Raw genomic sequence first — 25790 nt, 5'->3', positions numbered from 1 at the left:
TATGGCGTTCGCTGTTTTCTCATGATATAGTGAACACGGTGCCGCAAATTTGTCCATAACTATGAAGAGACACGGTTCCAAGAAGGAGAAAGAATCCATGAACAATCGGAAACCCCAACGGAAAAATCATACAAAATCTACGTCAAACGCAAGCCATTCCAAACGCAGTCATAAACCTGCCGGAAGATCTGGCTCCCATAAACCGGAAGCTCAACGGAGAACGAATGCTTTAGATAAAGCCCCTGCCAAAACATACATCGTCCAGGAGCCTGCCGAGCTATTGAGCTTTTTAGTAGAACATGTGACTGGCATGGGTCGTAACTCCATTAAATCAGCACTGGCTCGTGGGCAGGTGTCCGTCAACGGCATTCCGCGTACCGTGCATAATTTTCCACTGGAGCAAGGTCAGACTGTCGCTCTTTCCAAGGAAAAAATAACTCCCGTCGTACCACTGACTGGGCTACGTATTTTGCATGAGGATGAAGCCATTATCGTTATCCATAAGGATGCCGGGTTGCTGTCCGTGGCTTCAGCGCAGGAGCAGGAAGTAACAGCATATCGCCAGCTTACGGCCCATGTGAGGCGCGAACATCCGTACAATCGTATTTTTGTACTGCATCGTTTGGATCGTGATACATCAGGAGTGATGATGTTTGCGAAAAGCGAAGCCATACAGCAGGAAATGCAAAAAGCGTGGAAGGAAGTTGTGTATGAACGAACATACATTGCTCTTGTCGAAGGACAAGTTAAAAAAGCTGAGGGTACGATCACTTCATGGCTGAAAGAAAGCAAGACGCTAAAAATGTATTCCAGTCCTTATCCGAATGACGGACAGCACGCAGTCACTCATTACAAGCTGCTTCAAGCCAATCGGCATTTTTCTTTGCTGGAAGTACGTTTGGAAACCGGACGCAAAAATCAAATCCGCGTACATATGGAGGATATCGGCCATCCAATTGTTGGAGATAAAAAATACGGTTCCAAATCCAAGTCGATTGGGCGTCTTGGCCTACATGCGAGGGTATTGTCATTTATTCATCCCGTCACCGGAGTATTGCTGCGTTTTGAATCCGACATTCCTAAAACCTTTTTGAATCCGTTTCGGGAGTAGAATTGGCAAAGCATACGGAGATTAGATGGAAAAATATAAGAGGAAATGAGGGGGCTGTAGAAGACAGCACCCTTTTTTGATTGATTAAGCGGTATACCTCCGAACACCATCAGCCATTTTCATCAACTCATCCCATATATATATGGGCGTATTACACACTGGACAATCTACCCAACCGTTTAAATAGGGTAATTGGGCAAGCAGCTTGTTCTCTTCAATTTTTTGGGCATATTCGTGTAACCACTGCATATTAGCACCTCTACGGTCCAATGAACGGGGGCGGATCGGATGGGGAACCAGATTGTCTGAATTTACAGGGTCTTTATCATAGACAACCAGGGTGTCATTCTGTTCATCAGGCCAAATATAGAGCGGGGTACCGCAATGCGGACAATCCAGCGTATATTCGTCACCTGTATCGAAGCTTTGTAGCATATAAGCTACGCAGCGATAACCCTGAAAAGCAGCACCCGCAGCCAGAACATAGCGTTTACCGATATCTCCTTCGTGTTCCTTCGCATAGAGCACCATTTCTTCAGTCAATTCTGCAAGTCGGACAATGGCACTCCGATATTGCGCATAAATATATTCAGCCAGACTAGAATCCACTTTCACCTGATCCCTTGTAAATTCCAATGGAACTTTGGTATGTAGAGGATTGTTATTCTTCGCTTCGAATATTCCGCAAATGTTATATATATCTGCACGAATCCCTATATCAGAACTTTTTAACGCAATGTCTACAAGGTAAGGTACAGCCGCAAATGTACAAGTATACAACGTATTTTGGTGATACAGTTCCTCCCAATACAAGGTGTCAGCCATTTCGCCGTCATATCCGGCTTGGAGCTGCTTCAACATTTCTGGGACGTATTGAGAAGAACCGTAGGGGCCTTGGAGCAGAGTCCAGGCCGGATCGGACAAAGCCAGCATCTTGATACTCCTTTCACCGTTTTTCTTACAGTAGAGGATTTTGCAAAAATCTCATAAGCGACTTCCAATGAACTTTCCAATGAACAAGATATAGATCGAAATGGTTTAGTTCGTCTATATCTTGCACTTCGGAGCGACTGGAATCGAATTTTTCAAAATCCTGACAGTAACATGGGATCGGTTTGTAAATTAAATTTTGCTATCAAAATTCATTTTAACTTCATAATTCTCAGCTTCTTACGTTTATTTCATTATACGCACATTATTAGCTGAAGTTGCTTTTCTCGATTTACGCAATATACAAAATCACTATTTTTTCGGGTCTATAATCATATTCGGTTAAGCTTTCAGCATTGTGAAGGTGACACACATTAAATTAATGAATTACTAACCCGGTTCTTATGTTTTACTACGAGTCCTCTGTCCATTCAGTTCCTTCGCCCTATGCATAGTCTACATTATAAGTCCTGTTACTTTAAAATCGCTGAGTAAGAAATAAAGTATATATACGTTAAAATTTCCATACATGTAAAAACAAAGACGCTCCCCTGCCTGTTTTTAATTATGCCAAACGGGTAAGACATACTTGTTCAAGGCTTTAATCTAACAGCTACAGAACTGATTTTATGAATCGGTATATGAAAAGGAGTGTTGGGAATATTATGTATGAATACTGCGACTATAAGGGGAAATAGCCTATGACCATAACACCGGAACAGCGGATTACCCTGCACGGATTTAACAATTTGACCAAATCATTGAGCTTCAACATGTACGATATTTGTTACACCAAAACCAAAGAAGAACGCGAGGCGTATATTGAATATATTGATGAACAATACAACTCAGATCGGCTGACAGCTATTTTAAAAAATGTATCTGACATTATCGGCGCCCACGTACTCAACGTAGCCCAGCAGGATTATGTACCTCAAGGAGCCAGCGTAACAGTACTTATATCAGAAGGACCCATTGTGGAGGTACCGACTGAATCTTATGCCGAGTCACCAGGCCCCCTACCTGAATCTGTCGTGATACAGCTGGATAAAAGCCACATTACGGTTCACACCTACCCGGAATATCATCCAGACGAGGGGATCAGTACGTTTCGAGCTGATATTGATGTCTCTACCTGTGGGGAAATCTCCCCGCTCAAGGCACTCCACTATTTGACTCATTCTTTCGACACCGACATTATGACGATTGATTACCGGGTACGCGGCTTCACACGTGATACGAATGGACATAAGCTTTTCATCGACCATGATATCGCCTCCATTCAAAACTATATTCCAGACGAAGTGCGCAGTCAGTATGACATGATCGACGTGAATGTGTATCAGGAAAATATTTTCCATACCAAATGTAAGCTAAAACAATTCGATCTGGACAATTACCTGTTCGGCTACACCAAGGAAAGTCTGAGTGAAAAAGAGCAACAAAATATATCAACACGTCTCAAAATCGAAATGGACGAAATTTACTACGGTAAAAATATGACGTAACAGATCGAATGCGTGAAAATAAAATAGATCATTTTATAAAAAAAAGGATGATCGCTTGGACTGGAATACAGCCGGGCTTTCGTCCTTTTTTAAATACAAAATAATAGATATTACTCAACTTGATCTGTACAAGCGAGAGATTGTTCACTATGATAGGGGAAGAAACCACTAATTTAAAATATCAGCATAGATTTACATCCGTTTCCTATTGTAAGCGCAATCAATTGATCCTAAGTATGATTTTGTTATGGAAGACAAAGGAGGAATTTGTATGCAAGGCGGTATTGGCGGTAAAAACATCATTTTGCGATTGGAAATTTCCACCGGACACATCCAATTTGGTCAATTGATTACGCTGGTAAACGAACATGGCGGAGATGTGATTGCCATTGACGTCATTAGCACCTCTGAGAAGGTCACTGTGAGGGATATTACAGTTACCATTGCCGATCCAGCAGAAATCGACCGAATGATTGCTCGGATTAAAAAAGCACAAGGTGTTAAGGTATTATCCATCTCTGATCGTACCTTCCTATTACACCTCGGGGGCAAAATTGAAATGCAGCCCAAAGTCCCAATTCAAAACCGCGATGACTTATCCCGGGTATATACCCCCGATGTGGCACGCGTATGCATGGCGATTCACGAGGAACCGGACAAAGCTTTCCGCTTGACGATCAAGCGCAACACGGTCGCTGTCGTCTCTGACGGAAGCGCTGTTCTCGGGCTAGGGAACATCGGTCCCTATGCAGCCATGCCGGTTATGGAAGGCAAAGCCATGCTGTTCAAGCAGCTCGGCTCCGTCGATGCCTTTCCAATCTGTCTGGATACGCAGGACACCGAAGAGATCATTAAGGCCATTAAACAAATGGCCCCAGCTTTTGGCGGGATTAATCTGGAGGATATTTCGTCGCCACGATGCTTTGAGATTGAACAGCGGTTACGTAAAGAGCTGGACATACCTGTTTTTCATGACGATCAGCACGGCACAGCTGTCGTTTTATACGCAGGGCTGATCAATGCGCTCAAGGTTGTCGGCAAAGCCCTGTCTGACGTCAAAATTGTCGTCTGTGGTATCGGGGCTGCGGGTGTGGCCTGTACGAAAATTTTGCTATCTGCAGGAGCAGTCAACATCATTGGCGTAGATCGTCACGGAGCGCTTACAGCTGATGAAACATACGAGCATCCGATGTGGAACTGGTATGCGCAGCATACCAACCCTGAACGGCTGTCGGGCACGCTGTCCGAGGTTCTGAAGGATGCTGACGTGTTTATCGGGCTGTCGGCAGGTGGACTACTGCAACGAGAAGACGTGAAACGTATGAAAGAAGCCCCGGTGCTGTTCACTATGGCTAACCCGGTTCCCGAAATTGCGCCAGAGGACGTCGAGGACATTGCGGGTGTCATCGCCACCGGACGTTCGGACTATCCTAACCAAATTAACAATGTGCTTTGTTTCCCTGGCATCTTTCGAGCGGCGCTCGACTGCCGTGCCCGTGAAATCAACGAAGAGATGAAGCTGGCGGCCGCAGAGGCCATCGCAGGCACGATCCGTCCTGAAGAACTAAACAAGCTGTATATTATTCCTGGTGTATTTAACGAGAGTGCAGTTCAACGGGTGCGTGAAAAGGTGATTCAAGCCGCGATTGCGAGCGGTACAGCCAGAAGAGTGCCTCGGGATTTCAGATAAAAGAAAAGGATTGCTCCCCTAAATACGGGTGCAATCCTTTTTGCTATGGAAAGGTCAGTCTGCATATCCGTTTTCTTTACAGCGGTTATGACCTCCATTTAGAGAACAATTGACTGGCACGCTGGGCAAACTCCTCCAGATTAAAGTTGGAGTTGTCCAGCTTGTAGTACCATTTTTTAATCGTATCCAAAATCCATGAGGGAACCTTAACCTCCGAGATACCGGAATAAAACGTATGATACGCCCACACCAAATGCTCCCAGCGCTTGTCATCGCCTTCCTTCACGTATTCAGATACATCCAATACCTTGGCACGTCCGTCTTGCATAAGTACATTCTTGAGGTGAATATCACGGGGATTCAGCCCCTTGGATCGGACAAATTCCCTCGCCTTTTCCACATCTAGAATGACCTGCTCTGGCACAGGAATTCCTTGCAGCAGACAATCCAGCAGCGTAATACCGGATTCATAACTTATGACAATATACTTGTCGCCTTTTCCGTAATAATGAGGAAAAAAGTCAGACCCTCGCAAACGCTCATATACGTCGGCCTCCGCATCTTTCTTCTCGATCGCCATGTCTGAGTATACCTTGAACGCGTAGCCTGGCAACGTATCGAGCGTAAATACGGCCGCATCTGTCCCGATGCCAATACAGCGGACGTCTTGAGTGCCTGTTTTAATGGTAACCGGATCATTATCTTCCGTACTGTATACGGTCACTTGACTTATGATGTCTTCTGCCTGCCTCCATTGTTCTACCATGCGCGATCCCCTCCTTCTCTGTTCTAAACCAATACCAATAAAGTTAGTTCTATAACAGATAAATAGTATTACGGGTTATCTTTTGGAATGGCTTCAAAATAGGTTGATTCTTATATAAATACGGTATATACCGTGTCTATCGAGCGTCCGGCAGAAGCAACCTTCTTAACTCTGCATAGCTTGCTGCTGTTTTATAGATCCCCAGCACGTCAGTCTCCGGGGGAGCGTTCCTGTGATTGAGCCAGATCACCTGCCAATTCGCAGCTATAGCTCCCGCCACGTCATTACGCCAGGAATCCCCAATGTAGCAGCAGTGCTCTGCTAACGTTCCTGTCCGTTCGTTCACTACTTCAAAAATGCGCGGATCAGGCTTGGCATAGCCAACGGTCCCAGATACAAAGATATGCTCTGCTGCAACATGATTTTCCAGTGCCATGGCCTTGATCTTGCTCATCTGGTGTTCTTCAAGACCGTTTGTAATTAATCCAACTAAAAAGCCAGCCGAGCTCAAATCATTTATTAACGAGGTCGCCCCCTCAAAAGGCTCAATTCGGTACTGACGATCCAAGTATTCTTGTTGAACATGTACTGCCTGCTCACGGGTAATTTCTACCCCGAATTCTTGTAAAGCCAGAATGAAACGGCCTTCCCTCATCTCATCCAGTTCATCCGGCCCTGCCTTCCCCTCCAATAGTCCTCCTTTAGCCGATAGTACATCGCTGTAATAGCGAATACGATGGTAGGCTTTCTCATAAGGAAAACGCTCACTCAATCCTAATACTGTACGCAATGCATCGCGTGTAGGGTGCAAATGATCGTACATCGTATCATCTACATCAAAAAAAACAGCCTTCTTTTGCAAGTTCATATGCCCACTTCTTTCTGTTAAATCTTCGGATGACGCTCCTTTTCACCTTGTCCTGATATTATACCCGTTGGCCTGTTACGTTGCACCTTGTCCTTCAACTGCGCATCCTGCAATCACACTTCACGTTTGCTAACATACACTGAAAAGACCGCATTTTCACAAACTCACTTTACTTCTCTAACGAGCTAACATAGGTATCTTGTCCTGCTTTGCCCGAAAGCGTTTTATTTGACAACACACGGGTAAAAGGTCACATTTTTGAAAATATTCGTCATACAGGTTTACATTTCGTGTAAAATCACGTACCTTTTAGGGATGAACGCTTTACGGATGTACTTGGATAAGGGAGGCATACACGATGGATTCCGGTTCTAACCTAGCCTATGGATCAGCTACACCTTTGATTGAGGCACTTATAGAATTTGAAAAAGAGCTCGAAGCGAACCGGCATTCTCTGAGTTTTGATTTGGGATTGATTATGGAGCAGGGCCGCGCGCCACGATATATGGCTACACCACCAGATGTTGTTCCTTTTGCCCACGCAGGGGTGGACGGAATACATTATGGCTTTTTAACGGATTTTGGGCTTGAAAAGGACCTTTCCCGGGCCCCTATAGTATGTGTATCTCCCGTCGATTGGACGGGTGTGTGGGTGGTTGCCCGTCATTTGCAGGATTTTTTAAGCGTTGTTTATACAGAGAACAGTTCATTAAAACGATACTACGCCAGTGGAGATGACTATTCTGGACATGCAGGTCAGCGACTGCCTCAGATTGTAGATGAACGCACCGCGTTTGTACGCGAATGCTTTCGCGAACGCTTTGGTATCGAACCGATTCAGGATATGGCTGCGTATATCGACAGCTTGCGAACAGAACGGAAGCACAATGAAGCAGCTCCTACGCTAAACGGGTTGGGCATTCAGTTATCTTCTTCTGCGAAGCATAGCTCTTCTATGGAGAGTGCCCTCTTGACCGTAACGGAGCCTTTCCTTTGGGAACAACAAGGCGAAGCTGTGCGTGAGTTGTTCCACAACGGTTCGCGAGAAGCCAGACTGGCTTTTATTCGGGATGCCCAGACACGGCATTTGTTCACCCATTCTGCCCTTCGTGCTTTTGTAGCTGGACAGCTTAAGGTGATGGGTCTGTCTGAGGCCGCAACATATCTGGAAGAGTCCTACTATACCGTTATTCCCGATATGATAGAATCTTGACGAAATCCTTGGCTTCCGCCTAACATGACCGCCTCTGAAAAGGCGGCTTTTTGTGCTACAATAAATGAAAATAATAGGGTCAAACGGCCCGGTACGAATGAAAGAGAGCGAGTATGAATAATCATTCCTATCCTACTCCTGAAATCATTGAAGTTTGTCTGTTGGCGGGCAAACTGATGATGCAAAATGGAGCCGAAACCTATCGTGTTGAAGACACGATGTCCCGCATTGCTTCAGCCTATGGCATATCCCAGTCCCATAGCTATGTAACACCAACTGGGATTTTTTTTGCCATTAATGACTCGGAGCCTGCCAAGCTCATCCGCATCGTAGAGCGGACCACCGATTTGCACAAGGTGACAGAGGTCAATTCCATTTCACGTAAAATCAGCACAGGTGATTTGTCTCCTCGCGCTGCCGTCAAGGAGCTTTCGGAGATTGAACGTGGCCCCCTCCGCTATTCCAACCGTGTACAGCTGATGGCTGCTGCGTTGGCCAGCGGTTGCTTTATGATCATGTTTGGTGGAGTCTGGCGAGATTTCCCCGCAGCTGTGTTATGCGGAGGTATCGGATTTGCAGCTGTACAGTATTTTCACAGGCTCGTTAAGGTTAAGTTTTTCTCAGAGTTTTCTGCATCTTTTCTAATCGGCTTGCTGGCGGCTCTATTAACGATAGTAGGCTGGGGACAGATGATGGATAAAATTATTATTGGCTCTGTCATGCCACTGGTTCCAGGCTTGTTAATTACAAATGCCATCCGTGATTTAATGTCCGGGCACCTTGTTTCGGGTCTTTCCAAGGGAGCCGATGCTTGCCTGACGTCTTTCGGCATTGGAGCTGGCGTTGCGGTTATCATTTCTTATATGTGATTCGGAGGAGATTCAAGTCTATGCTTGCACAATTATTCACAAGCTTTATTGCCACCGCTGCTTTCGGCATACTTTTCCATGCCCCCCGGCGTTCACTACTGCAATGCGGTTTTGTTGGTATGCTAGGCTGGCTTGTCTATTATTCAACCACGGACAGCATGGGACCTGTGAGCGCCAGCCTTTTGGCAACGATTCTCATCGGCATCGTCAGTCAAGGCTTTGCGCGGCTGTACAAAATGCCTGTGATTATTTTCAGTGTGGCAGGCATGATTCCGCTCGTTCCAGGGGGAATGGCCTATAATGCCATGCGCCAGTTCGTACAACAACATTATCCTCAGGCACTGGAGCTGGCCATGAGCACGCTGATGATCGCAGGTGCTATTGCTGTCGGTTTGGTGCTGTCTGAGGTGCTTAATCAAATTTTTCACAGCATACGTTTTAAACCACAGCGCTAAAAGCGATGAAAATAGCAAAGTAAAAGAGGCTGCTCCTAAAATCATCCGCAGTGTTTGAGAAGATTTTGGAAACAGCCTTTTTCTGTACACATTACAAAGAATATTTAACTGTCATAAGCTATTATTCATCCACTCGCTTACCCAATATCGCTAAATCTCGCTCTATGCTGTCGAGCACAGCTACACGCGGATAGTATCCCCATTGCTCAAAACCAAACTTCTGCAGCAGCCCAATACTTGGCTCATTATGACCAAAAACAAATCCCAACAACGTTGTAATCCCCAGTCTCGGACATTCATTTAGCAAGTGCTGTACCAGTCGACTTCCTGTTCCTGTTCCACGAGAATCCTCATGGACGTATATGCTAATTTCTGCTGTACCGTTATAAGCTGGACGCCCATAAAAGGACTGAAGGCTGGCCCATCCGGCAATTGCACCCTTTTGTTTTAATACCCACAAAGGGCGGTGGTTCTCCTGATGAGCCTCAAACCATGGAATGCGACTCTCCACTGTCACCGGTTCCAGATCTGCCGTGACCATTCGTCCTGCAATCGTAGAATTATAAATGTCCACAATATCGGGAAGATCCTCTTTGCACGCAAATTCAATGGAAAAAGATTGGTCCTTATTCATTATTCGTATCCGCCTCCTATTGTGTGATTTATTTATTGTACAAGACAAGCGCCCGATCAGCCATATCGAGTTGTTTTGCGGATTAGTCCCAAAGGGTTTTATAATAGAGCTTGAAGATAAGGAAAAATAAAAACGGGGAAAGCGATTTAACACGATGAGACGGGAGGTATGTTTCGGAGTCAAGGATTCTGAAGCAGCTTAATATGAATATTGGAACTCAACTCTTGATTTTGGAAATACCTATGGAATCTTTTTTTGGAAAAACGACTATTTATCCTGTACTGCTCAAGGACGAGGATGGACTTACACTGATTGACACGGGAATGCTCGGCCAATTGGAGCCATTACGCAAGGCTATCTCAGATGTGGGTGAGGATATCAGCCGCGTGAAAAGAATTATTTTAACACATCAGGATATTGACCATATCGGAAATGTTCATGCACTGCTGGATCTGCTGCCGAATACTGCCCTGTTAGCCCATAAGGATGACGTTCCTTACATGACAGGAGAGCGACCGTTTGTGAAGCTGACGCCCGAACGGATTAAACAAATGGATACTGTGCTTAAGCAGCAAGCAGAGGATATGATTCGCCGCCTGCCAGATTTGCGCTTTGCTCATATTCTTGAGGACGGTGAGCATCTGCCTTATGGTGGGGGCATACAGATTATTCATACACCCGGTCACACGCCCGGGCATATCAGCTTGTATGTGCCCGCACAAAAGCTACTATTGGCAGCAGATGAACTGCTGGTAGTCGAAGGTGAACTGGTCGGTCCTGCAGAGTCGGCTACGCCGGATATGCCGCTGGCCCTGAAGAGCCTCGATAAACTAACTGTATTGGATGTCGAGAAGGTACTCTGCTACCATGGTGGTTACTATGATCAGAATGTACAGGCACGACTGCAAACATTATGTCAGGAAAGAGAATAAGTCATTCAATGCTATAAATAATTATGTATGAAGAGCTATAATGAATAAATAGACAGAAAGGAATGAGACTTTATGAATGAGAAAATAACCCGACTGTATGATGAACTGAAGTCACAGTCTTGGGACGGCCTGCTTGTGACCGATCCTAAACATATTTACTATCTGACGGGCTTTGCCAGTGATCCGCATGAGCGTTTTCTTGGTCTGGTGTTGCTTCGGGACCAAGAACCAGAACTGATCGTACCCGCCCTGGATGCAGAAGCCGCCCAAGCTGCTTCTTCTGTGACTCGTATATCCACCCACACCGATACGGACAATCCATATGATCTGCTGCGTCAACGTACAGGCACCGGTGTGAAAGCATTCGCGCTGGAAAAGGAGCACGTCTCCGTCCTCCGTTACGAACAGCTACATACTGCCATTGGCGCGGCTCAATATGTGGATCTAGGTCCAGTGCTTCAAGAAATGCGTGTGAGAAAAACTCCTGAGGAAGTACAACGTCTGAAACATGCAGCTCGTTTGGTAGAAGATGCTCTTCGTCACGGTCTCACCCATGTGCGCGAAGGGGTGACGGAAGTTGAGCTGGTGGCAGAAATCGAATACCAGATGAAAAAGATTGGCGCAGATGGCCCGTCCTTTGACACAACAGTGCTGTCTGGACCCAAAACAGCCTTGCCTCATGGTGTTCCAGGCACCCGCAAGCTACAGCATGGCGATCTGCTCATGTTTGATATGGGCGTATACTCCGATGGCTATGCTTCGGATATTACACGTACTTTTGCTTTTGGAAAGCTATCGGCTGAGCTGGAAACGATTTATAATACGGTTCTTCGCTCGAACGAAGCGGGAATTGCCGCCATTCGCCCAGGAGTTTCCTGCGCATCCGTAGATCAGGCAGCACGGGCTGTTGTTGAAGCCGCTGGATATGGCCCTGCCTTTAACCATCGAGTTGGACACGGCCTTGGCATGAGTGTTCACGAATATCCATCTGTACACGGAGGCAATAGTGATCTGCTTCATGAAGGCTTCGTGTTCACAATCGAACCCGGCATCTATGTGCCAGGCCTCGGCGGTGTGCGGATTGAAGATGACGTTCTGGTCACCTCTGATGGTGTTGAAGTGCTTACCTCTTTTCCAAAAGAACTGACAGTGCTGGGATAAAAACATCGCTATTCATTATATCGGTATGTAAAAAGTATGAAAAAAGGAGGGGCAACCCCAAGCCATCATGGCTTGAGGGTTTGCTCCTCCTCTTCTATAAAGCGGAAATTGCGTGCGATGTACAAAATGGGTGTACCCGCCGCGGTCAGTACAAATTTTAAGATGTAGGTGGTGAATAATATCTCGAGCCATATCCCCCACGCATAACCGTAAAAGGCAATAGTACAGAAAATGAGCGTATCTATAAACGAGCTGATCATCGTGCTGCCATTGCCGCGAATCCAGAGCTGATGACGTTCCGGAAAAAACTTGCGAATCCAGGCATACAGACGCACGTCCAGCAATTGACTGACCGCATAGGCTGTCAAGCTGGCAAGCGCAAGCCTTGGCAACAATCCAAACAGCTGTTGCATCGGTGTCTGGGCAAAATCCGTTGCAGTAGGCTGGAACTGCAGCACCATTTGCATCGTTATCGTCGTCATAATCAGAGTAAAAAAGCCGAACCACACAGCTTTACGCGCCTCTTTAGGCCCATATTTTTCATTCAGTAAGTCACTGGCCATATACATAGAAACATACATCGTATTTCCCAATGTCGTGGTAATACCGACCAGATCAATCGTTTTGGTTACCTGAATGTTGGCTAGTACAGTAGCAACACCAATCCAGGCGTACAGCCCTTTTTTACCGAACAACCGAAAACATAACAAAAAGAACATAAAATTGACGAGGACAAAAGCTGCCCCCCATAACAGATTAAACATGAAATCCTCCTAGTTTTGATAGCGCGGGATGGTTGCGAACCGCGGTTCATCCGAAGCAAGCCGGAAAAACATTATTTTAATGTATCATAGATTAGGATTCGTGAACAGCTATAATTTACACTGTCCTAAACTCAATACAAAGAGCCGACCTTATGGCCGGCTCTTTGTATTGAGTACATTCTGTACGTGTGTTATATAGGCTACAGATGCGATAGGGGAATGCATCGTACACCTTTCGTTTATCATTTACTTAGGAGTGTGCCGTTGCATCCAAATCCATGCCATGATTGTTGAACACGTCTTGATCGTTCTCCTTGAGCACCTTGCCTGAAATGAGACCTGCGGTAATAGAATCATTGACATTTAACGCTGTGCGTCCCATATCAATCAACGGTTCGACTGAGATGAGCAATCCTGCCAATGCCACTGGAAGATTCATGGTGGAAAGCACGATCAGGGAAGCGAAAGTGGCACCACCGCCTACACCCGCCACGCCAAACGAGCTGACCGTAACTACCAGAATAAGCGTGAGGATAAAATCCCAGCTCGTTGGATCAATACCCACGGTTGGAGCAATCATGACCGCCAGCATTGCCGGATAAATACCAGCACAGCCGTTTTGCCCAATAGTCGCTCCCAAGGTCGCAGACAGATTCGCGATGCCGTCGGACACACCAAGCTTTTTCGTTTGTGTTTCAACATTTAACGGAATGGTCGCCGCACTGGAACGAGAAGTAAAAGCAAAAACCAGTGTAGGCAATACCTTTTTCACATACGTCACCGGATTGTAGCCGAACAAGGCCAACAAAATAAGATGAATGATAAACATGACCAACAGAGCCACATAAGAAGCGAGCACAAACTTGATTAGCTTCAAAATTTCATCTGGATTGGTCGTAGCTACTACTTTAGTGATCAGTGCTAAAATGCCGTAAGGAGTCAATCTCAGCACCAGAGTTACAATCCGCATCACTACAGCGTACACTGCATCGATCACTTTACGGAAGGTTTGCGCCTGTTCTGGTTTTTTACGATCCAATCCAAGCACAGCCACACCGATAAAGGCCGAGAAAATGACCACCGCCAGCGTCGACGTACGACGTGCTCCCGTCATATCCTCAAAAGGATTTGAAGGAATAAATTCCAGCACCTGCTGTGGAATGGTCATGTCCTGAACTGTTCCAAGGCGCTCTTCCATCTTCAACCCCTGTGCTTGTTCCTTCTCCCCACCTTGAATCTCAATTGCCTTTAGATCAAACGACAAGCTGGTTACAATACTAACTGAAGCAGCAATTGCCGTTGTAATCAGTAGTACTGCAATAATGGACACGCTGATTTTGCCAAGGTTCTGTCTTCCCTTCAAATTCATAATAGCCGAAATAATCGACACCATGATAAGCGGAATAACTACCATTTGCAGCAAACGGACATAACCATTACCTGCGAGGTTGAACCAATCAACTGATTTTGTAATGACCTCTGAGCCTGCCCCATAGGCATATTGTAGAACAGCCCCGTAGATCAGTCCGAAGCCAAGTCCGGCAAATACCCTTTTTGTAAAGGAGATGTGCTTTTTCTGCATCCAGACCAATACGCCTAGCAGCAAAAGCAGCACGATTACATTTAAAATAATAAAGAAGGTATCCATTATTATTTCCTCCAAACTTATACTTAATATGTTTTATAAGGTGATCCTTCAATCCGAAGATTACTATATCACAAAACCAACTATTTTTGTAGGTTTTCTAACAATAAAATAGTTAAGCAACTTCCACTTTGGGTTTTATTAAAAATGCCAAACAGCAAGCCTTCATCTTTCGAAGACTTGCTGTTTTTTGTCCTGAACACAACGACATGTATTCAACTTAGGCGTAAAATTTTTATCAGCCGTTAGACGATCACTGTGTATAGCAGTTCCTGTTCCTTAACCACTTTATGCTGATTATCAGCGGACTCCAACTCGCTAAACTGAGCTACATTCGTAACAATAACAGGCGTTATCGTTTCGTAACCAGCCTTGCGGATTTCCACCAGATCAAACTCCAGCACGAGGTCTCCTACCTTCACGCGATCTCCTGCTTTAAGATGAGGCGTAAAATGAAGTCCTTTTAGTTTAACCGTATCCATCCCAACGTGAATGAGCATTTCAAGTCCTGAATCACTCACCAATCCAACAGCATGCCCACTTTTGGAAATGGAGAACACTGTGCCATCCACTGGGGAAACAACCCGGCCTTCGGATGGTTCAATAGCCCAACCTCTACCCATGATTTCTTGAGAAAATGCAGGGTCATTGACTTCACTGAGCGGCTTAACTTCACCCATAATCGGGCTGTATACCGGGATTTTCTCACCTTTCGGCAGTGAGGACACAGCAGATTGTGCTATTTCATCAGTGGAGATGTCTCCGCCAGCGTCTGTTGTTGCTTGTGGTGCTTCTTCGTTCTTTTCATCTGTAAAGCCGATCAAATAGGTAACAATCGTAGCAACCACAAATGCAATAATAAGACCCAGGATTGCGTATAAGAAAGTCGGTCCAATAAACATCGCCAGACCAGGCACACCAACCAATCCACCCATGACATACGCTTTTGTACCAAACAAGCTCATGAAGCCCCCGCCGACGGCTCCGCCGATCAACGCAGCAGTAAATGGTTTTTTAAACCGCATATTTACACCATACATTGCAGGCTCGGTTACACCCATAATAGCTGTCAAGCTCGTAGAGAAAGCCACTGTTTTGACTTTGGCATTTTTTGATTTTAAGAATACACCCAGTGCAGCACCAGCCTGTGCCAAGTTGGCTGCTCCCATAATTGGAATCATGTAGTCAAAGCCCAACGTTGCAATCGATCCAATCATAATAGGAACCAACGCATAGTGCATACCTGTCATAATGATCAGGGAGAAGGTACCGCCTAGCAGCAGACCTGCAAGTGCACCTGTATTTTCAAACAACCAAGAGATACCGCCTGACAGGCCATTACCAATAATGGAGCCGAGCGGCCCTACAGCAACCAAAGTCAAAGGTACAATAATCAATAAAGTCAATGTCGGAACAACGAGCAACTTCAGTGATGCATGTGTATACTTATCAATGAATTTTTCAACATAAGATGCCAGCCAGACCGCAATAACGATTGGAATCACGGTCGAAGAATATGTGGCCGCTGTCACTGGAAGACCAATAAAGCTAACCTTCACGTTAGATGCCAGTAAAGCTGTAATCGTCGGGTGCAAAATGGAAGCACCAATCGCCGCACCAATAAACATATTACTGCCGAGTTTTCTAGCAGCACTGACAGCCAGAATAATAGGCAGGAAGTAGAACGCACCGTCACCTATTGCCGCTAAAATCGTATAGGTTTGACTCTTATCGGACATCCAGTTCATTGCCACTAAAAGAGCAATGATCCCTTTGATCATACCTGCGCCGGTGATCGCTGGCAAAATCGGTGTAAACATACCCGCAATAAAGTCGAACAGTTTGCTGATCGGGTTTTGTTTTTTCTTAGATGCAGTACTTGCTCCTGAGTCACTTTGCGGAGCCTTGGACATGTTGCTCACCAACGATTTGTACACGTTAGCTACATCATTACCGATAATAACCTGAAACTGGCCGCCACTCTCCATGACTCCCATGACGCCATCCGTTTTCTGCAACTGCTCTTTCTGAGCTTTCTTATCATCATGAAGGTTGAAGCGCAAGCGGGTCATGCAGTGAATGACCTGCTCTACGTTTTCTTCACCACCAACCAGTGTAAGTATCTCTTTGGATAATTGATTTCGATCCATGAGGTGTTCCTCTTTTCTTTTAAGGTATAAAATAAAATGCGCAAATGGGCAATAAAAAAACCTGAATACAGAAAGCAGACAGCTTTATAAAAAGCCAATCTTCTTTCAGCATTCAGGTTTTGCCTTCTGGTTTAGAAGTAGCAATCCTAAATCCCTGATCATACATGAAATCATTGATTTTTAATGATACGCTCGATATGAATGGTGAGATACAACATCTCATCCTGGGACAAGCTTCGACCATAGATTTTAGTGGTATAATCTCTTATTTTTTCCGCGCAGGCGTAAGCATTCTTATACTGAACCTTAACCATATCATGAAGGGAATTATCTGTATTTTGTACAGGGGTCCCATTCATTACCCGTTGAGCAAAAAATTTGAGATGTGTAATAAAGCGGTAATAGCTTAAAGACTCTTCATCCAGATCCATTACAAAAAAGCGACTTACAATATTTATGATATCCTTGACAATGTTAGTCAGGGTTATCGTTTCGCGCATTTCGCTATTAAGCTGTGCATTCACCAAATGTAAGGCGATAAATGCTCCTTCATCATCTGGAAGTGTAACTCCCAGCTTGTCCTGAATCATGTGCAGTGCTTTGGTCCCAATCGTGAATTCCTTGCGGTACATTCGCTTGATTTCCCAGTAAAGTGCATTTTTGATATCCATACCCAAGCGATAACGCTCTATGGCAAAATGGATATGATCCGTCAGCGAAATATAGATGCTGTCATGCAACTCTACACCAAGTATCGTTTTGGCATATTGGATGATTTCATCAGAAATTTCAACATATTCAATAGGGATATCAGACATCAGGGTCATGAGTTTGCGGGAAACCTCGGTACTTTCAAGTTTGAAAATTTTCTCGATTTTCTCTTCTTCAATCTCATCGCCTGTGTTTTTTTTAAAAGCAATTCCTCTTCCCATAATGACTAATTCTTTCTGCTGTTCATCAGTGACCGTTACGACGTTATTATTCAGCACCTTTGCTATCTTCATTCCATCACCTTAAGCCGCTTGGAGTAGTAAAAAAAGGCAATACCAAAACTGACACATAGTGCCTGCTTATGGTTTTGCCCGATACGCTCAGTAACAATCCACGATTGTGCAGTTTTGAATAACTGACACCATAATATCATATAAAGACTGAGGTGACAAGTTTTTTTGTAAACACTTTCATGAGGCTTTTGGGCGTTGGCACGCCTTAGCTGCCAGGGCTCTTTTCCACAACCGAGTTCGGAGAAGGAGAAGCATTCATGCCAGATGTGGACACTACTTGCGAATGCTCATCTTTTTCATCCACAAAGCCCATAAAATACGTAATTACGCCAGCTGTAACTAGTGAGATTAACATTCCCAAAATAGCATATATAAATGTAGGACCGACGAATAATCCCAAGCTGGGCAGACCTGATATACCACCAATAGCCGTTGCTTCAGTTTCAAATAAACTCATAAATGCACCACCGAGAGCCCCTCCGATCAACGCCGCAACAAAAGGCTTCTTAAAGCGCATTGTGACTCCATACATCGCCGGCTCAACCACCCCCATCATGGCAAGCAAGCCTGTCCAAAAGGCCAGCGTTTTCACTTTGACATTTTTGGATTTAAAAAACACGCCAAATGCTGCACCTGTCTGAGCAAGTACCGCTGCCACTACCACAGGAAAGACATGATCGTAGCCCAGTGTTGCAAGCGAGCTGATCATAATCGGTACCATTATATATTGCATACCTGCCATAATAAGCAATGACATCGCGCCCCCGAGCAGCAGCCCTGCAAACACTCCTGCATTATCAAATAACCATGCGAGTCCATCCGATAAATGTTGACCGAGATACCCCCACAACGGGCCAAGAACGAACATCATCAAAGGTATAAAAATCATCAGAGTCAAAGTCGGGACAGCCACTACTTTAAGCCAATAGGGGGTATGCTTGTCTAACCATTTTTCCACATACGACGCCATCCAAACGACAACAAGCATTAGTATTATGGAAGAAGCAGACTGCCCGTCTATGACTGACAAGTCGCCAAAGCGAACCTCCTCACCAGACTGGAACAACTCTGTCAGGCGGGGATGCAATACTGATGCTCCGATGGCAGCCGCAACAAACATATTGCTGTTCAGCTTTCTTGCCGCACTTGCCGCAAATAGAATGGGCAAAAAATAGAATACCCCATCGCTGATAACCAATAAAATGGTATACGCCTGTTGATCAGATAACAAACTAGTAAATACCTGTTGGTCTGAAAACAAAAAACCTAAGGACATGAAAATAGATATTAATACCTTGATCATTCCCGCCCCAATCATTGCCGGCAAGATCGGAGTGAATACGCCTGATACATAATCTAATAGACGACTTATCGGATTTCTCCCTGTGGCAGCTCTGTAACTTCCGAAAGTCTGCTCCTGTTCATCTTCTCCCCTGACCTGCGAAATCATTTCTTTGGAAAGTAAATCCCGATTCATAACTACCTTTTCCCCTTTTTATATGTATATTGAAGACCACTTTCGAACTTACCAAACCAAGCTTAGAAGAATATTGTAATAAAAGCGGTATTCCTTATGCTACTTATATTACTTCTTTTTTACAATAGTTTTAAAGAAGGAGTAATCTATTCGTTTTTATGCACCTGATAATTTACATCTAACTTACATCTAAACACCTAAGACCATAGTTATATATTTTTTGTTTGTTTTTGGGCAAATATGACTATTCAACCGCCTGTTAATTATGTAAAATAGGTCTAACCTACTTTTTAGTAAATCATGGATTACTTCCCTTTCACATTCTTGTCCCTTGAATACAGCTGAAATATACATAGAATCCGAACATTTTCAGTCTTTTCTTCAAGCAAGGAGAGGAAAACAAGTAGATCATGGCGTGTCTAGTATCTTATTGGACAAGCGGCCTACATCAAGCAGGGGAATTCGTCTGATTTTATTACCATCATGTGAGAGGAGAATTTTCATGAAGAGTTTTAATCGTTCCATTGGCGCGAAATTACGAATTATGTTTTTGCTGATTCAGCTCTTTGCATCCCTTTTGTTCAGCATCAGTTTCTATGCAATATCCATGAGTATCATTAATAACAGTGTCATGCCTCAAGTAGACCAATTGCTAGAAACTGGAGCTAAAAATGTGTATCAGGATCTCAATATTTCCTTAGCGGTTCAGGCCCAACAAGGAAGCGGTTCTGATTCCGGCTCCGCTATACAGATGGAATCCTATCTTCAGGACAAGGTCGATACTCTCAAATTAGAATCGGCATATATCGCAGTAGTAAAGGATGGTAAAGCCGAAGTCGTCGCAAGGAATGTAAAATCAGTATACAAGGTCAAGGATGCACTCATTCCTGTAGAGGATATTAAAAAAGCAAAACAAGGCGAGATGAATATCAGTGAAATTTACAGCGATTCGTACGGAGTACACAAAACCGCCTTCTTTGCTATATCGGGTAGTAATCTAGTTCTGGGTGTGAACGAAGATGTCGGATTCGTACAGGAAAAATCCCAACAAATTTTATGGATTTGCATAGGTATTACAGTGGCAACGCTCCTGCTGGGCGGAATTATTTCTACCCTCGTGATACGTAAAGTTGTAGAACCCATTGCTGAATTGGTTCGTCATAGCGAAAAAATCGCTCAAGGTGATCTTTCACAAGAAGCGAAAGTTCATGGAGTCAATGAAATTGCCCAACTTGCCCGCAGCTTCCAATCAATGTCTCATAACTTGAAAGAAATGATCGGCCATGTGCTTTCTACATCCGGTGCGGTTGTTGAAGGATCGGACGAGCTGCTTCGTCGGACTGAGGCTATGAGTGTAAAAGTGCAGGACTCTACAGTTGCCGCAGAGGAAGTAGCAAAGGGCAGTACCAGCATAGCTACAACTGCTGCTGAAAATGCACAGGCTATGGAGGAAATCGCTCAAGGTGTTCAGCACATCGCCTCCTCTGCCAATGATGTATCCGATCAAATCAGTGAAGCAACGAAAGAAACGGTTAACGGTAATACGCTCGCTCAAAAAGCTGTAGCTCAAATGTCACAGGTAGGACATGCTGCCGATGAATCGCTTCGATACATCCATAGTATGAATGAGCGTTCAGAAGCCATTGGCAGTATCGTTTCGGCTATTTTCGATATTACGAAGCAAATTCAAATGTTGTCCCTGAATGCCTCCATTGAAGCTGCCCGTGCGGGCGAACATGGACGGGGCTTCGCCGTAGTAGCTGGAGAAGTACGCAAGCTTGCCGAGCAATCTAAAGAAGCCACACAAGAAATTTCTGACTATTTGGTTACCATTCAAGAAGTATCGCAACAATCTGTGGACTCTGTGACCCAGGTTAGCCGTGAAATTCATTCGGGAACGGAAATGGTTCAACAAGCGAGCTCAGCCTTTAACCAGCTAAGTGAGCTTATGCAAAAGATCAATGCCACGATTCAAACGGTATCTGCAGCAACGGAGCAAGTATCCGCCAGCTCGGAGGAAGTATCTGCTTCCGTGGAAGAGACAGCTCTCATCGCTGCCAATGCACAGCATATGATTCAAGAAATCGGTTTTAACGCCGATGAGCAACTAAATGAAATGGAAAGCCACAGCGAGGTTGTTCGCCAATTAAGCAAACAAGCAACCGAGCTGCAAAAGGCAGTTCAAAAATTTAAAATTACGTAAGCCGATACAATAGAGGATTTTGCAAAAATCCCATAAGCGACTTCCAATGGACAAGATGTAGATCGAAATGGTTTAGTTCGTCTATATCTTGCACTTCAGAGCGACTGGAATCGAATTTTGCAAAATCCTGAATAAAAAGAGGTATCTCACAGTCTTGAAAATGGCTGTAGAGATACCTCTTTATTTTTTAAAAGCGATTTTAATAATCATCCATGAAGTTTATGAATTCATTCCCATAATACGATAAATTTGCTCCATATCTAAATGAGCCCGTACCACCTCTGCGACACGGTCAAACTCTCGTTCCTTGGCTTCACGTACAGTAAAAGTGCTTTTTAAAGGTGCCAAGCCCTTAGCTTGTCGCAATCCATCCAGCCAGCACCGGCGAAAACGGTCATTATCAAACACACCGTGCAAATAGGTTCCCCATACTTTACCGTCTGTCGTACCCCAGCCTTCCTCAAAAGCTGTTCCTTCGCCACGCCGGATATGGAATAGCCTTTTCATTTCGCTTAGGCTTAAAGTTTTATCTATAGGTGCGTATGGTTCCGTAACATACTCCGTAACGCCCATATGTATTTCATAGCCTTCAATGCTTGGCTTAGAGGCAGAACCCGAATCAGGCGCAAGCAAAAGCGGGCAATGATTAGACAGGGTTCCCTGTACGCGTACGGTTTGCTTTTCCTTTAAAAAGGTCGTGGATAGAGCCAGCCAACCTAACCCTTCTGCCTGCTGCGGCAACCCAGATTCGACGGCTTCGGGATCAAATAGCGCTGTACCCAGCATCTGATAACCTCCACAAATGCCAACTAGCTGTGTGCGTCCAGTATTCATAGCCTGCCGAATGTCTTTCTCCAGACCTCTCTCACGCAATTCCAGCAGGTCTCCAATAGTGTCTTTGGTCCCCGGTAAGATAATGGCGTCCGGTACGCCCAACTGTCCGGCTTCTGTGACATAACGAACACTCACATCCGGCTCTGCGGCCAGAGCATCCGTGTCCGTAAAATTGGAAATCCGCGGATATCGTATCACCGCAATATCCAGTTCTTTATCTTTTGCAGATTGCTTGGGCTTCTTGTCCAGTACTACCGAATCCTCTGCTTCAATGCGAATGTCTGGTAGATAGGGCAATACACCGAGTACAGGAATGCCCGTCCGTTCTTCCAGCCAGTCTAATCCCGGTTGAAGCAGAGACAGATCACCTCTGAATTTGTTAATGATAAATCCGCGGATGCGCTGTACTTCATGGGGTTCCAGTAACTCGATGGTTCCTACGAGAGAGGCAAAAACACCGCCCCGGTCGATATCTGAAATAAGCAACACTGGTGCATCCGCCCAACCTGCCAAATTCATATTTACGATATCTCGGTCCTTCAAATTAATCTCTGCCGGGCTGCCTGCCCCTTCCATAAGGACAATATCATAGGTATCACGCAACCGATTCAGAGCATCCATAACGGTCTGTTTGGCTTTTGGCAAAAAATCCTTCCGGTAATCTGAGGCGCTCATATAGGCATAAGGTACACCGTGTACAACAATTTGTGAGTGCATATCTTTGACTGGCTTAATCAGAATCGGATTCATGTCAGTCGTGGCCTCAATACCGCAGGCCTCAGCCTGCACCCCCTGAGCGCGTCCAATTTCCTTGCCGTCCTCGGTAACATAAGAGTTTAACGCCATATTTTGCGACTTAAACGGTGCGGGACGATATCCGTCCTGCGTAAAAATACGGCAAAGCGCAGTTGTCACCACGCTTTTGCCCACATCCGACGCTGTTCCTTGAAGCATCAATACGGCTGCCGGGTTCGTGCAGGACGGTTCGAAAGTTGACAATTGCCTCTTCCCCTTTAACGAATTCATTTCAAATCTGGTCACAACCCGTACAAAATTACAATAAACAACAATAAAACAGTCTCCAGCAATTCGTTTAAAGTTCCGTATATATCTCCCGTAAGTCCACCCAAGCGGCGGTTAATACGGTTTGCCGTGAAGGTTCCAACACCGTAAGCCAAGACCGGAATCAACACAAAGCCTATCGAGATTGGAAGGCTCTCAGAATATGAAAGGAACGTCTGTATGGTTGATCCTGCCAACGACAGATTCCCAGTATCCCTTGTTGCTGTAGCCAAACCTGCCAGAAGATATTGTCCTACGGCAGCACTCAGGGTCACTAATACAGCCCAGAATACGGCTAACCCTACGCGGCCACCACTCATATCAGCAAAACGCGCAGCCAGCCCATCATCATTACGGGCTTTAGGCCAGCGCTTCATTGCATGTACCATAAACCAGCGGCTCCAAACCATCGGAAGCAGCAGTAAGCCAGACACATTCCGTTCAACCAACACTGTATACAGCAAAGAAGCCTTGAGCATGAGTAGCAACACACAAGCAATAACGCCCATTGCTCCTACACGGCTATCCTTCATAATCTCCAGCATCCGCTCACGGGATCGGTAGCTGAACAAGGCATCAGCCGCATCCATCCACCCGTCCAAATGCAATCCGCCCGTCAACCAAACCCAGACAACAAGCGTAAGAATCGCACACGGCAACGGCGGCAACACCATAGAAGTAAGCGCCGCAAAGCCCCAGACAATGATGCCAATAACCACTCCGACCAGCGGATAATAACTTGCACTGCGTTTAAGCAAATCCGGGGAAAAATCCAATTCCGCCTTCACCGGAAGACGCGTTAAAAATTGAAAAGCCGCAGCAACAGCCTGACGTTCGCGGCTCATAGCTTATATTCCAACTGTTTGAGTTCTACGGGAATGCCCGCCGTCACCAAAAATACTTCATCACAAAGACGGGCAATCCGCTGATTCATTACCCCACTCAAATCCCGATACAGCCGACCAAGCGGATATTCGGGCACAATACCGTCACCAACCTCGTTGGTCACGATGACGAGCTGCCCCGGATACTGCTCCACAGCTGCCGCCAGTTCATTAATGGCAGCTCTGGACGCAGCTTCGCCGTCCTCGCCTGCGGCCAGCAGCACGTTCGACAGCCACAGGGTCAGGCAGTCGACTAGCACCATAGGCGCGGGTGATGGCTGCGACGCTTGATCGCCGCCAAGCCGTCGCAGCAGCTCCGGCAGCGCCTGCGCTTCCTCCAGCGTCTGCCAGTCGTATCCGGCAGACTCGCGCTGGACCCGATGAAGGGCGATGCGCTCCTTCATCTCCATGTCATAGGCTTGCGCCGTTGCAATGTAGCAGGCGCCAGGCGCGCGCGACATGCATAATCGCTCGGCAAAGCCGCTTTTCCCGCTGCGTGCCCCGCCAGTCACGAGCGCTTTCATCGCTGCGCGGCTCCCTGACCGTCCGATACGCCTGCATCGGCAAAGGTCGCCATTTCGCGCATAATGCGGCACGCCGCATCAATCAGGTGCAAGCTAAGCGCACCGCCTGTGCCCTCCCCGAGCCGCATGTCCAAATAAAGCATGGGCTCCAGCTTGAGCTGGCGGAGCACCGCCGCGTGCCCGCGCTCGTCCGAGGCGTGCGAAGCGAGCATGTACGCAGCGCTAGCAGGCGCAAGTGCACGCGCTGCGAGGGCGGCTGCGCCTGAAATAAAGCCGTCCAACACGACTGGACAGCGATGTGCGGCTGCCCCGAGGATGACTCCTGCCAAGGCGGCAATCTCCAGACCGCCGACCTTAGTGAGCACGTCGAGCGCATCATTTGCATCTGGCTGGTTCACGTCCAATGCGCGGCAGACAACCGATATTTTACGGGTAAGCCCAGCCATATCTACACCCGTCCCCCGGCCTACGATAACTTCCGGCTCCAGTCCGGTGAGAGCACATACGACCGCAGCGCTGGCTGTCGTATTCCCGATGCCCAGCTCTCCGGTAACGAATAGCCGTGTGCCACCTTTGACCGCTTCTGCTACGGCTTCTGCTCCGGCCAAAACCGCCTGTTCCGCTTCTGTACGCAGCATCGCTGGCCCTTTAGCTATATTCGAAGTACCCATGCGTACCTTACGGTCCACCAGATTCGCGTGAGCGACATCCGCATTCACGCCAACATCTACCACCTTGACATCTGCGCCCGCATGGCGTGCCAGCACATTAATTGCCGCGCCACCTGACAGCATGTTATACAGCATTTGCTGTGTAACCTCAGCCGGAAAGGCACTGACTCCCTCTTCACACACCCCGTGATCCGCAGCCATGACCATAACCGTTTTACGATCAAATTCAGGCTTGTCCACTCCTGTAATTCCTGCTAGCTTGATGGCCACACTTTCCAACTTTCCAAGACTTCCCGGTGGCTTTGTTAATTGGTCCAAATGGGCTGAAGCTGCCGAGGCCGCCACCCCATCCGGCTGGGCAATGCTATCGATCAGCTGACGCAGCTTGTTGTTCATAACTTCCACTCCCTGCTCTTTTTAAGTGTGTTTCATCGT

At 46.0% G+C, this 25790-nt stretch carries 22 protein-coding genes; 9 read left to right on the top strand and 13 right to left on the bottom strand.

Features of this window, described 5'->3' with window-relative positions:
- Positions 1-97 precede the first annotated feature (97 nt).
- Entirely contained in the window at positions 98-1111 is a 1014-nt protein-coding gene (locus tag NLX82_RS08675; protein ID WP_023987700.1) for an RluA family pseudouridine synthase, read from the top strand.
- Between the two features lie 84 nt (positions 1112-1195).
- Here the strand turns inward: NLX82_RS08675 and NLX82_RS08670 are convergent, their stop codons facing one another.
- Complete coding sequence (locus tag NLX82_RS08670; protein WP_075153940.1) at positions 1196-2044, bottom strand: hypothetical protein; 849 nt, start codon at positions 2042-2044, stop codon at positions 1196-1198.
- Between the two features lie 698 nt (positions 2045-2742).
- On the opposite strand from NLX82_RS08670, the gene speD reads away from it, so the two are divergent.
- Both speD and NLX82_RS08660 read left to right on the top strand, forming a co-directional pair.
- Positions 2743-3549, top strand: coding sequence for an adenosylmethionine decarboxylase (speD, locus tag NLX82_RS08665; protein ID WP_013309324.1), 807 nt, complete (start codon positions 2743-2745; stop codon positions 3547-3549).
- Between the two features lie 271 nt (positions 3550-3820).
- Positions 3821-5239 carry an NAD-dependent malic enzyme gene (locus NLX82_RS08660; protein ID WP_023987698.1) on the top strand — a complete coding sequence of 473 codons (1419 nt, stop codon included), beginning with the start codon at positions 3821-3823 and terminating at the stop codon, positions 5237-5239.
- A gap of 85 nt (positions 5240-5324) precedes the next feature.
- On the opposite strand, the gene NLX82_RS08655 is transcribed toward NLX82_RS08660, so the two are convergent.
- Both NLX82_RS08655 and NLX82_RS08650 read right to left on the bottom strand, forming a co-directional pair.
- Positions 5325-6005, bottom strand: a complete 681-nt coding sequence (locus tag NLX82_RS08655; RefSeq protein WP_023987697.1) for a serine/threonine-protein kinase — start codon at positions 6003-6005, stop codon at positions 5325-5327.
- A gap of 136 nt (positions 6006-6141) precedes the next feature.
- Complete coding sequence (locus tag NLX82_RS08650; RefSeq protein ID WP_254347811.1) at positions 6142-6873, bottom strand: HAD family hydrolase; 732 nt, start codon at positions 6871-6873, stop codon at positions 6142-6144.
- 358 nt (positions 6874-7231) lie between these two features.
- Here NLX82_RS08650 and NLX82_RS08645 point away from each other — a divergent pair, with 358 nt between their 5' ends.
- The 3 genes from NLX82_RS08645 (at position 7232) to NLX82_RS08635 (ending at position 9410) form a co-directional block, all read left to right on the top strand.
- On the top strand, positions 7232-8086 hold the full coding sequence (locus NLX82_RS08645; protein ID WP_028543004.1) for a hypothetical protein: 855 nt from the start codon (positions 7232-7234) through the stop codon (positions 8084-8086).
- Positions 8087-8199: 113 nt separating this feature from the next.
- Positions 8200-8955, top strand: coding sequence for a threonine/serine exporter family protein (locus NLX82_RS08640; protein ID WP_013309319.1), 756 nt, complete (start codon positions 8200-8202; stop codon positions 8953-8955).
- 20 nt (positions 8956-8975) lie between these two features.
- Positions 8976-9410, top strand: a complete 435-nt coding sequence (locus NLX82_RS08635; RefSeq protein ID WP_013309318.1) for a threonine/serine exporter family protein — start codon at positions 8976-8978, stop codon at positions 9408-9410.
- A 121-nt stretch (positions 9411-9531) separates the two neighbouring features.
- Here the strand turns inward: NLX82_RS08635 and NLX82_RS08630 are convergent, their stop codons facing one another.
- Positions 9532-10044, bottom strand: a complete 513-nt coding sequence (locus NLX82_RS08630) for a GNAT family N-acetyltransferase (RefSeq protein WP_023987694.1) — start codon at positions 10042-10044, stop codon at positions 9532-9534.
- 242 nt (positions 10045-10286) lie between these two features.
- Between NLX82_RS08630 and NLX82_RS08625 the strand changes: the two genes are divergently transcribed.
- Together NLX82_RS08625 and NLX82_RS08620 are read left to right on the top strand one after the other, a co-directional pair.
- Positions 10287-10976 carry an MBL fold metallo-hydrolase gene (locus tag NLX82_RS08625; RefSeq protein ID WP_483312056.1) on the top strand — a complete coding sequence of 230 codons (690 nt, stop codon included), beginning with the start codon at positions 10287-10289 and terminating at the stop codon, positions 10974-10976.
- A 72-nt stretch (positions 10977-11048) separates the two neighbouring features.
- A complete protein-coding gene (locus NLX82_RS08620; RefSeq protein WP_069081076.1) occupies positions 11049-12137 on the top strand; it encodes a M24 family metallopeptidase in 1089 nt (362 codons plus the stop codon).
- A 65-nt stretch (positions 12138-12202) separates the two neighbouring features.
- Here the strand turns inward: NLX82_RS08620 and NLX82_RS08615 are convergent, their stop codons facing one another.
- The 5 genes from NLX82_RS08615 to NLX82_RS08595 all read right to left on the bottom strand — a co-directional run bounded on the left by NLX82_RS08615 (position 12203) and on the right by NLX82_RS08595 (position 19177).
- Positions 12203-12901: a queuosine precursor transporter gene (locus tag NLX82_RS08615; protein WP_023987659.1), complete on the bottom strand. Its 699-nt coding sequence runs from the start codon at positions 12899-12901 to the stop codon at positions 12203-12205.
- A 250-nt stretch (positions 12902-13151) separates the two neighbouring features.
- Positions 13152-14549, bottom strand: coding sequence for an L-cystine transporter (locus NLX82_RS08610; protein ID WP_025724316.1), 1398 nt, complete (start codon positions 14547-14549; stop codon positions 13152-13154).
- 242 nt (positions 14550-14791) lie between these two features.
- Positions 14792-16696: a beta-glucoside-specific PTS transporter subunit IIABC gene (locus NLX82_RS08605; protein WP_053324917.1), complete on the bottom strand. Its 1905-nt coding sequence runs from the start codon at positions 16694-16696 to the stop codon at positions 14792-14794.
- A 170-nt stretch (positions 16697-16866) separates the two neighbouring features.
- A complete protein-coding gene (gene licT / locus NLX82_RS08600; RefSeq protein ID WP_068939930.1) occupies positions 16867-17700 on the bottom strand; it encodes a BglG family transcription antiterminator LicT in 834 nt (277 codons plus the stop codon).
- Between the two features lie 205 nt (positions 17701-17905).
- On the bottom strand, positions 17906-19177 hold the full coding sequence (locus tag NLX82_RS08595) for a PTS transporter subunit EIIC (protein WP_254347809.1): 1272 nt from the start codon (positions 19175-19177) through the stop codon (positions 17906-17908).
- Positions 19178-19679: 502 nt separating this feature from the next.
- Here NLX82_RS08595 and NLX82_RS08590 point away from each other — a divergent pair.
- Positions 19680-21380 (top strand): methyl-accepting chemotaxis protein, encoded by a 1701-nt coding sequence (locus tag NLX82_RS08590; protein WP_023987654.1) that lies wholly within the window; start codon positions 19680-19682, stop codon positions 21378-21380.
- A gap of 219 nt (positions 21381-21599) precedes the next feature.
- Here NLX82_RS08590 and NLX82_RS08585 read toward each other — a convergent pair whose 3' ends face one another.
- The 4 genes from NLX82_RS08585 to cobT are packed head-to-tail and all read right to left on the bottom strand — an operon-like array spanning position 21600 to position 25751.
- Entirely contained in the window at positions 21600-23213 is a 1614-nt protein-coding gene (locus tag NLX82_RS08585) for a cobyric acid synthase (RefSeq protein WP_254347808.1), read from the bottom strand.
- A 38-nt stretch (positions 23214-23251) separates the two neighbouring features.
- On the bottom strand, positions 23252-24121 hold the full coding sequence (cobS, locus tag NLX82_RS08580) for an adenosylcobinamide-GDP ribazoletransferase (RefSeq protein ID WP_023987652.1): 870 nt from the start codon (positions 24119-24121) through the stop codon (positions 23252-23254).
- Positions 24118-24684, bottom strand: a complete 567-nt coding sequence (gene cobU, locus NLX82_RS08575; protein ID WP_053324914.1) for a bifunctional adenosylcobinamide kinase/adenosylcobinamide-phosphate guanylyltransferase — start codon at positions 24682-24684, stop codon at positions 24118-24120. Before cobU ends, cobS begins: the two co-directional genes overlap by 4 nt.
- On the bottom strand, positions 24681-25751 hold the full coding sequence (cobT, locus tag NLX82_RS08570) for a nicotinate-nucleotide--dimethylbenzimidazole phosphoribosyltransferase (RefSeq protein WP_068939920.1): 1071 nt from the start codon (positions 25749-25751) through the stop codon (positions 24681-24683). Before cobT ends, cobU begins: the two co-directional genes overlap by 4 nt.
- Between the last annotated feature and the right edge of the window lie 39 nt (positions 25752-25790).

Origin of the sequence: Paenibacillus sp. A3M_27_13 (assembly GCF_024213315.1) — a bacterium.
Lineage (GTDB): Bacteria > Bacillota > Bacilli > Paenibacillales > Paenibacillaceae > Paenibacillus > Paenibacillus polymyxa_B.
The sequence above is the reverse complement of the archived record's forward strand: the minus strand, read 5'-3'. Positions and strand labels throughout refer to the sequence as shown.

What these genes read in the sequence shown, in the direction of transcription:
- NLX82_RS08595 (WP_254347809.1), bottom strand. Translation starts at nt 19,177, where the DNA reads ATGAATCGGGATTTACTTTCCAAAGAAATGATTTCGCAGGTCAGGGGA.
- NLX82_RS08650 (WP_254347811.1), bottom strand. Translation starts at nt 6,873, where the DNA reads ATGAACTTGCAAAAGAAGGCTGTTTTTTTTGATGTAGATGATACGATG.
- NLX82_RS08635 (WP_013309318.1), top strand. Translation starts at nt 8,976, where the DNA reads ATGCTTGCACAATTATTCACAAGCTTTATTGCCACCGCTGCTTTCGGC.
- licT (WP_068939930.1), bottom strand. Translation starts at nt 17,700, where the DNA reads ATGAAGATAGCAAAGGTGCTGAATAATAACGTCGTAACGGTCACTGAT.
- NLX82_RS08660 (WP_023987698.1), top strand. Translation starts at nt 3,821, where the DNA reads ATGCAAGGCGGTATTGGCGGTAAAAACATCATTTTGCGATTGGAAATT.
- NLX82_RS08610 (WP_025724316.1), bottom strand. Translation starts at nt 14,549, where the DNA reads ATGGATACCTTCTTTATTATTTTAAATGTAATCGTGCTGCTTTTGCTG.
- cobU (WP_053324914.1), bottom strand. Translation starts at nt 24,684, where the DNA reads ATGAAAGCGCTCGTGACTGGCGGGGCACGCAGCGGGAAAAGCGGCTTT.
- NLX82_RS08630 (WP_023987694.1), bottom strand. Translation starts at nt 10,044, where the DNA reads ATGAATAAGGACCAATCTTTTTCCATTGAATTTGCGTGCAAAGAGGAT.
- cobS (WP_023987652.1), bottom strand. Translation starts at nt 24,121, where the DNA reads ATGAGCCGCGAACGTCAGGCTGTTGCTGCGGCTTTTCAATTTTTAACG.
- NLX82_RS08640 (WP_013309319.1), top strand. Translation starts at nt 8,200, where the DNA reads ATGAATAATCATTCCTATCCTACTCCTGAAATCATTGAAGTTTGTCTG.
- speD (WP_013309324.1), top strand. Translation starts at nt 2,743, where the DNA reads ATGACCATAACACCGGAACAGCGGATTACCCTGCACGGATTTAACAAT.
- NLX82_RS08590 (WP_023987654.1), top strand. Translation starts at nt 19,680, where the DNA reads ATGAAGAGTTTTAATCGTTCCATTGGCGCGAAATTACGAATTATGTTT.
- cobT (WP_068939920.1), bottom strand. Translation starts at nt 25,751, where the DNA reads ATGAACAACAAGCTGCGTCAGCTGATCGATAGCATTGCCCAGCCGGAT.
- NLX82_RS08670 (WP_075153940.1), bottom strand. Translation starts at nt 2,044, where the DNA reads ATGCTGGCTTTGTCCGATCCGGCCTGGACTCTGCTCCAAGGCCCCTAC.
- NLX82_RS08605 (WP_053324917.1), bottom strand. Translation starts at nt 16,696, where the DNA reads ATGGATCGAAATCAATTATCCAAAGAGATACTTACACTGGTTGGTGGT.
- NLX82_RS08625 (WP_483312056.1), top strand. Translation starts at nt 10,287, where the DNA reads ATGGAATCTTTTTTTGGAAAAACGACTATTTATCCTGTACTGCTCAAG.
- NLX82_RS08675 (WP_023987700.1), top strand. Translation starts at nt 98, where the DNA reads ATGAACAATCGGAAACCCCAACGGAAAAATCATACAAAATCTACGTCA.
- NLX82_RS08620 (WP_069081076.1), top strand. Translation starts at nt 11,049, where the DNA reads ATGAATGAGAAAATAACCCGACTGTATGATGAACTGAAGTCACAGTCT.
- NLX82_RS08615 (WP_023987659.1), bottom strand. Translation starts at nt 12,901, where the DNA reads ATGTTTAATCTGTTATGGGGGGCAGCTTTTGTCCTCGTCAATTTTATG.
- NLX82_RS08645 (WP_028543004.1), top strand. Translation starts at nt 7,232, where the DNA reads ATGGATTCCGGTTCTAACCTAGCCTATGGATCAGCTACACCTTTGATT.
- NLX82_RS08655 (WP_023987697.1), bottom strand. Translation starts at nt 6,005, where the DNA reads ATGGTAGAACAATGGAGGCAGGCAGAAGACATCATAAGTCAAGTGACC.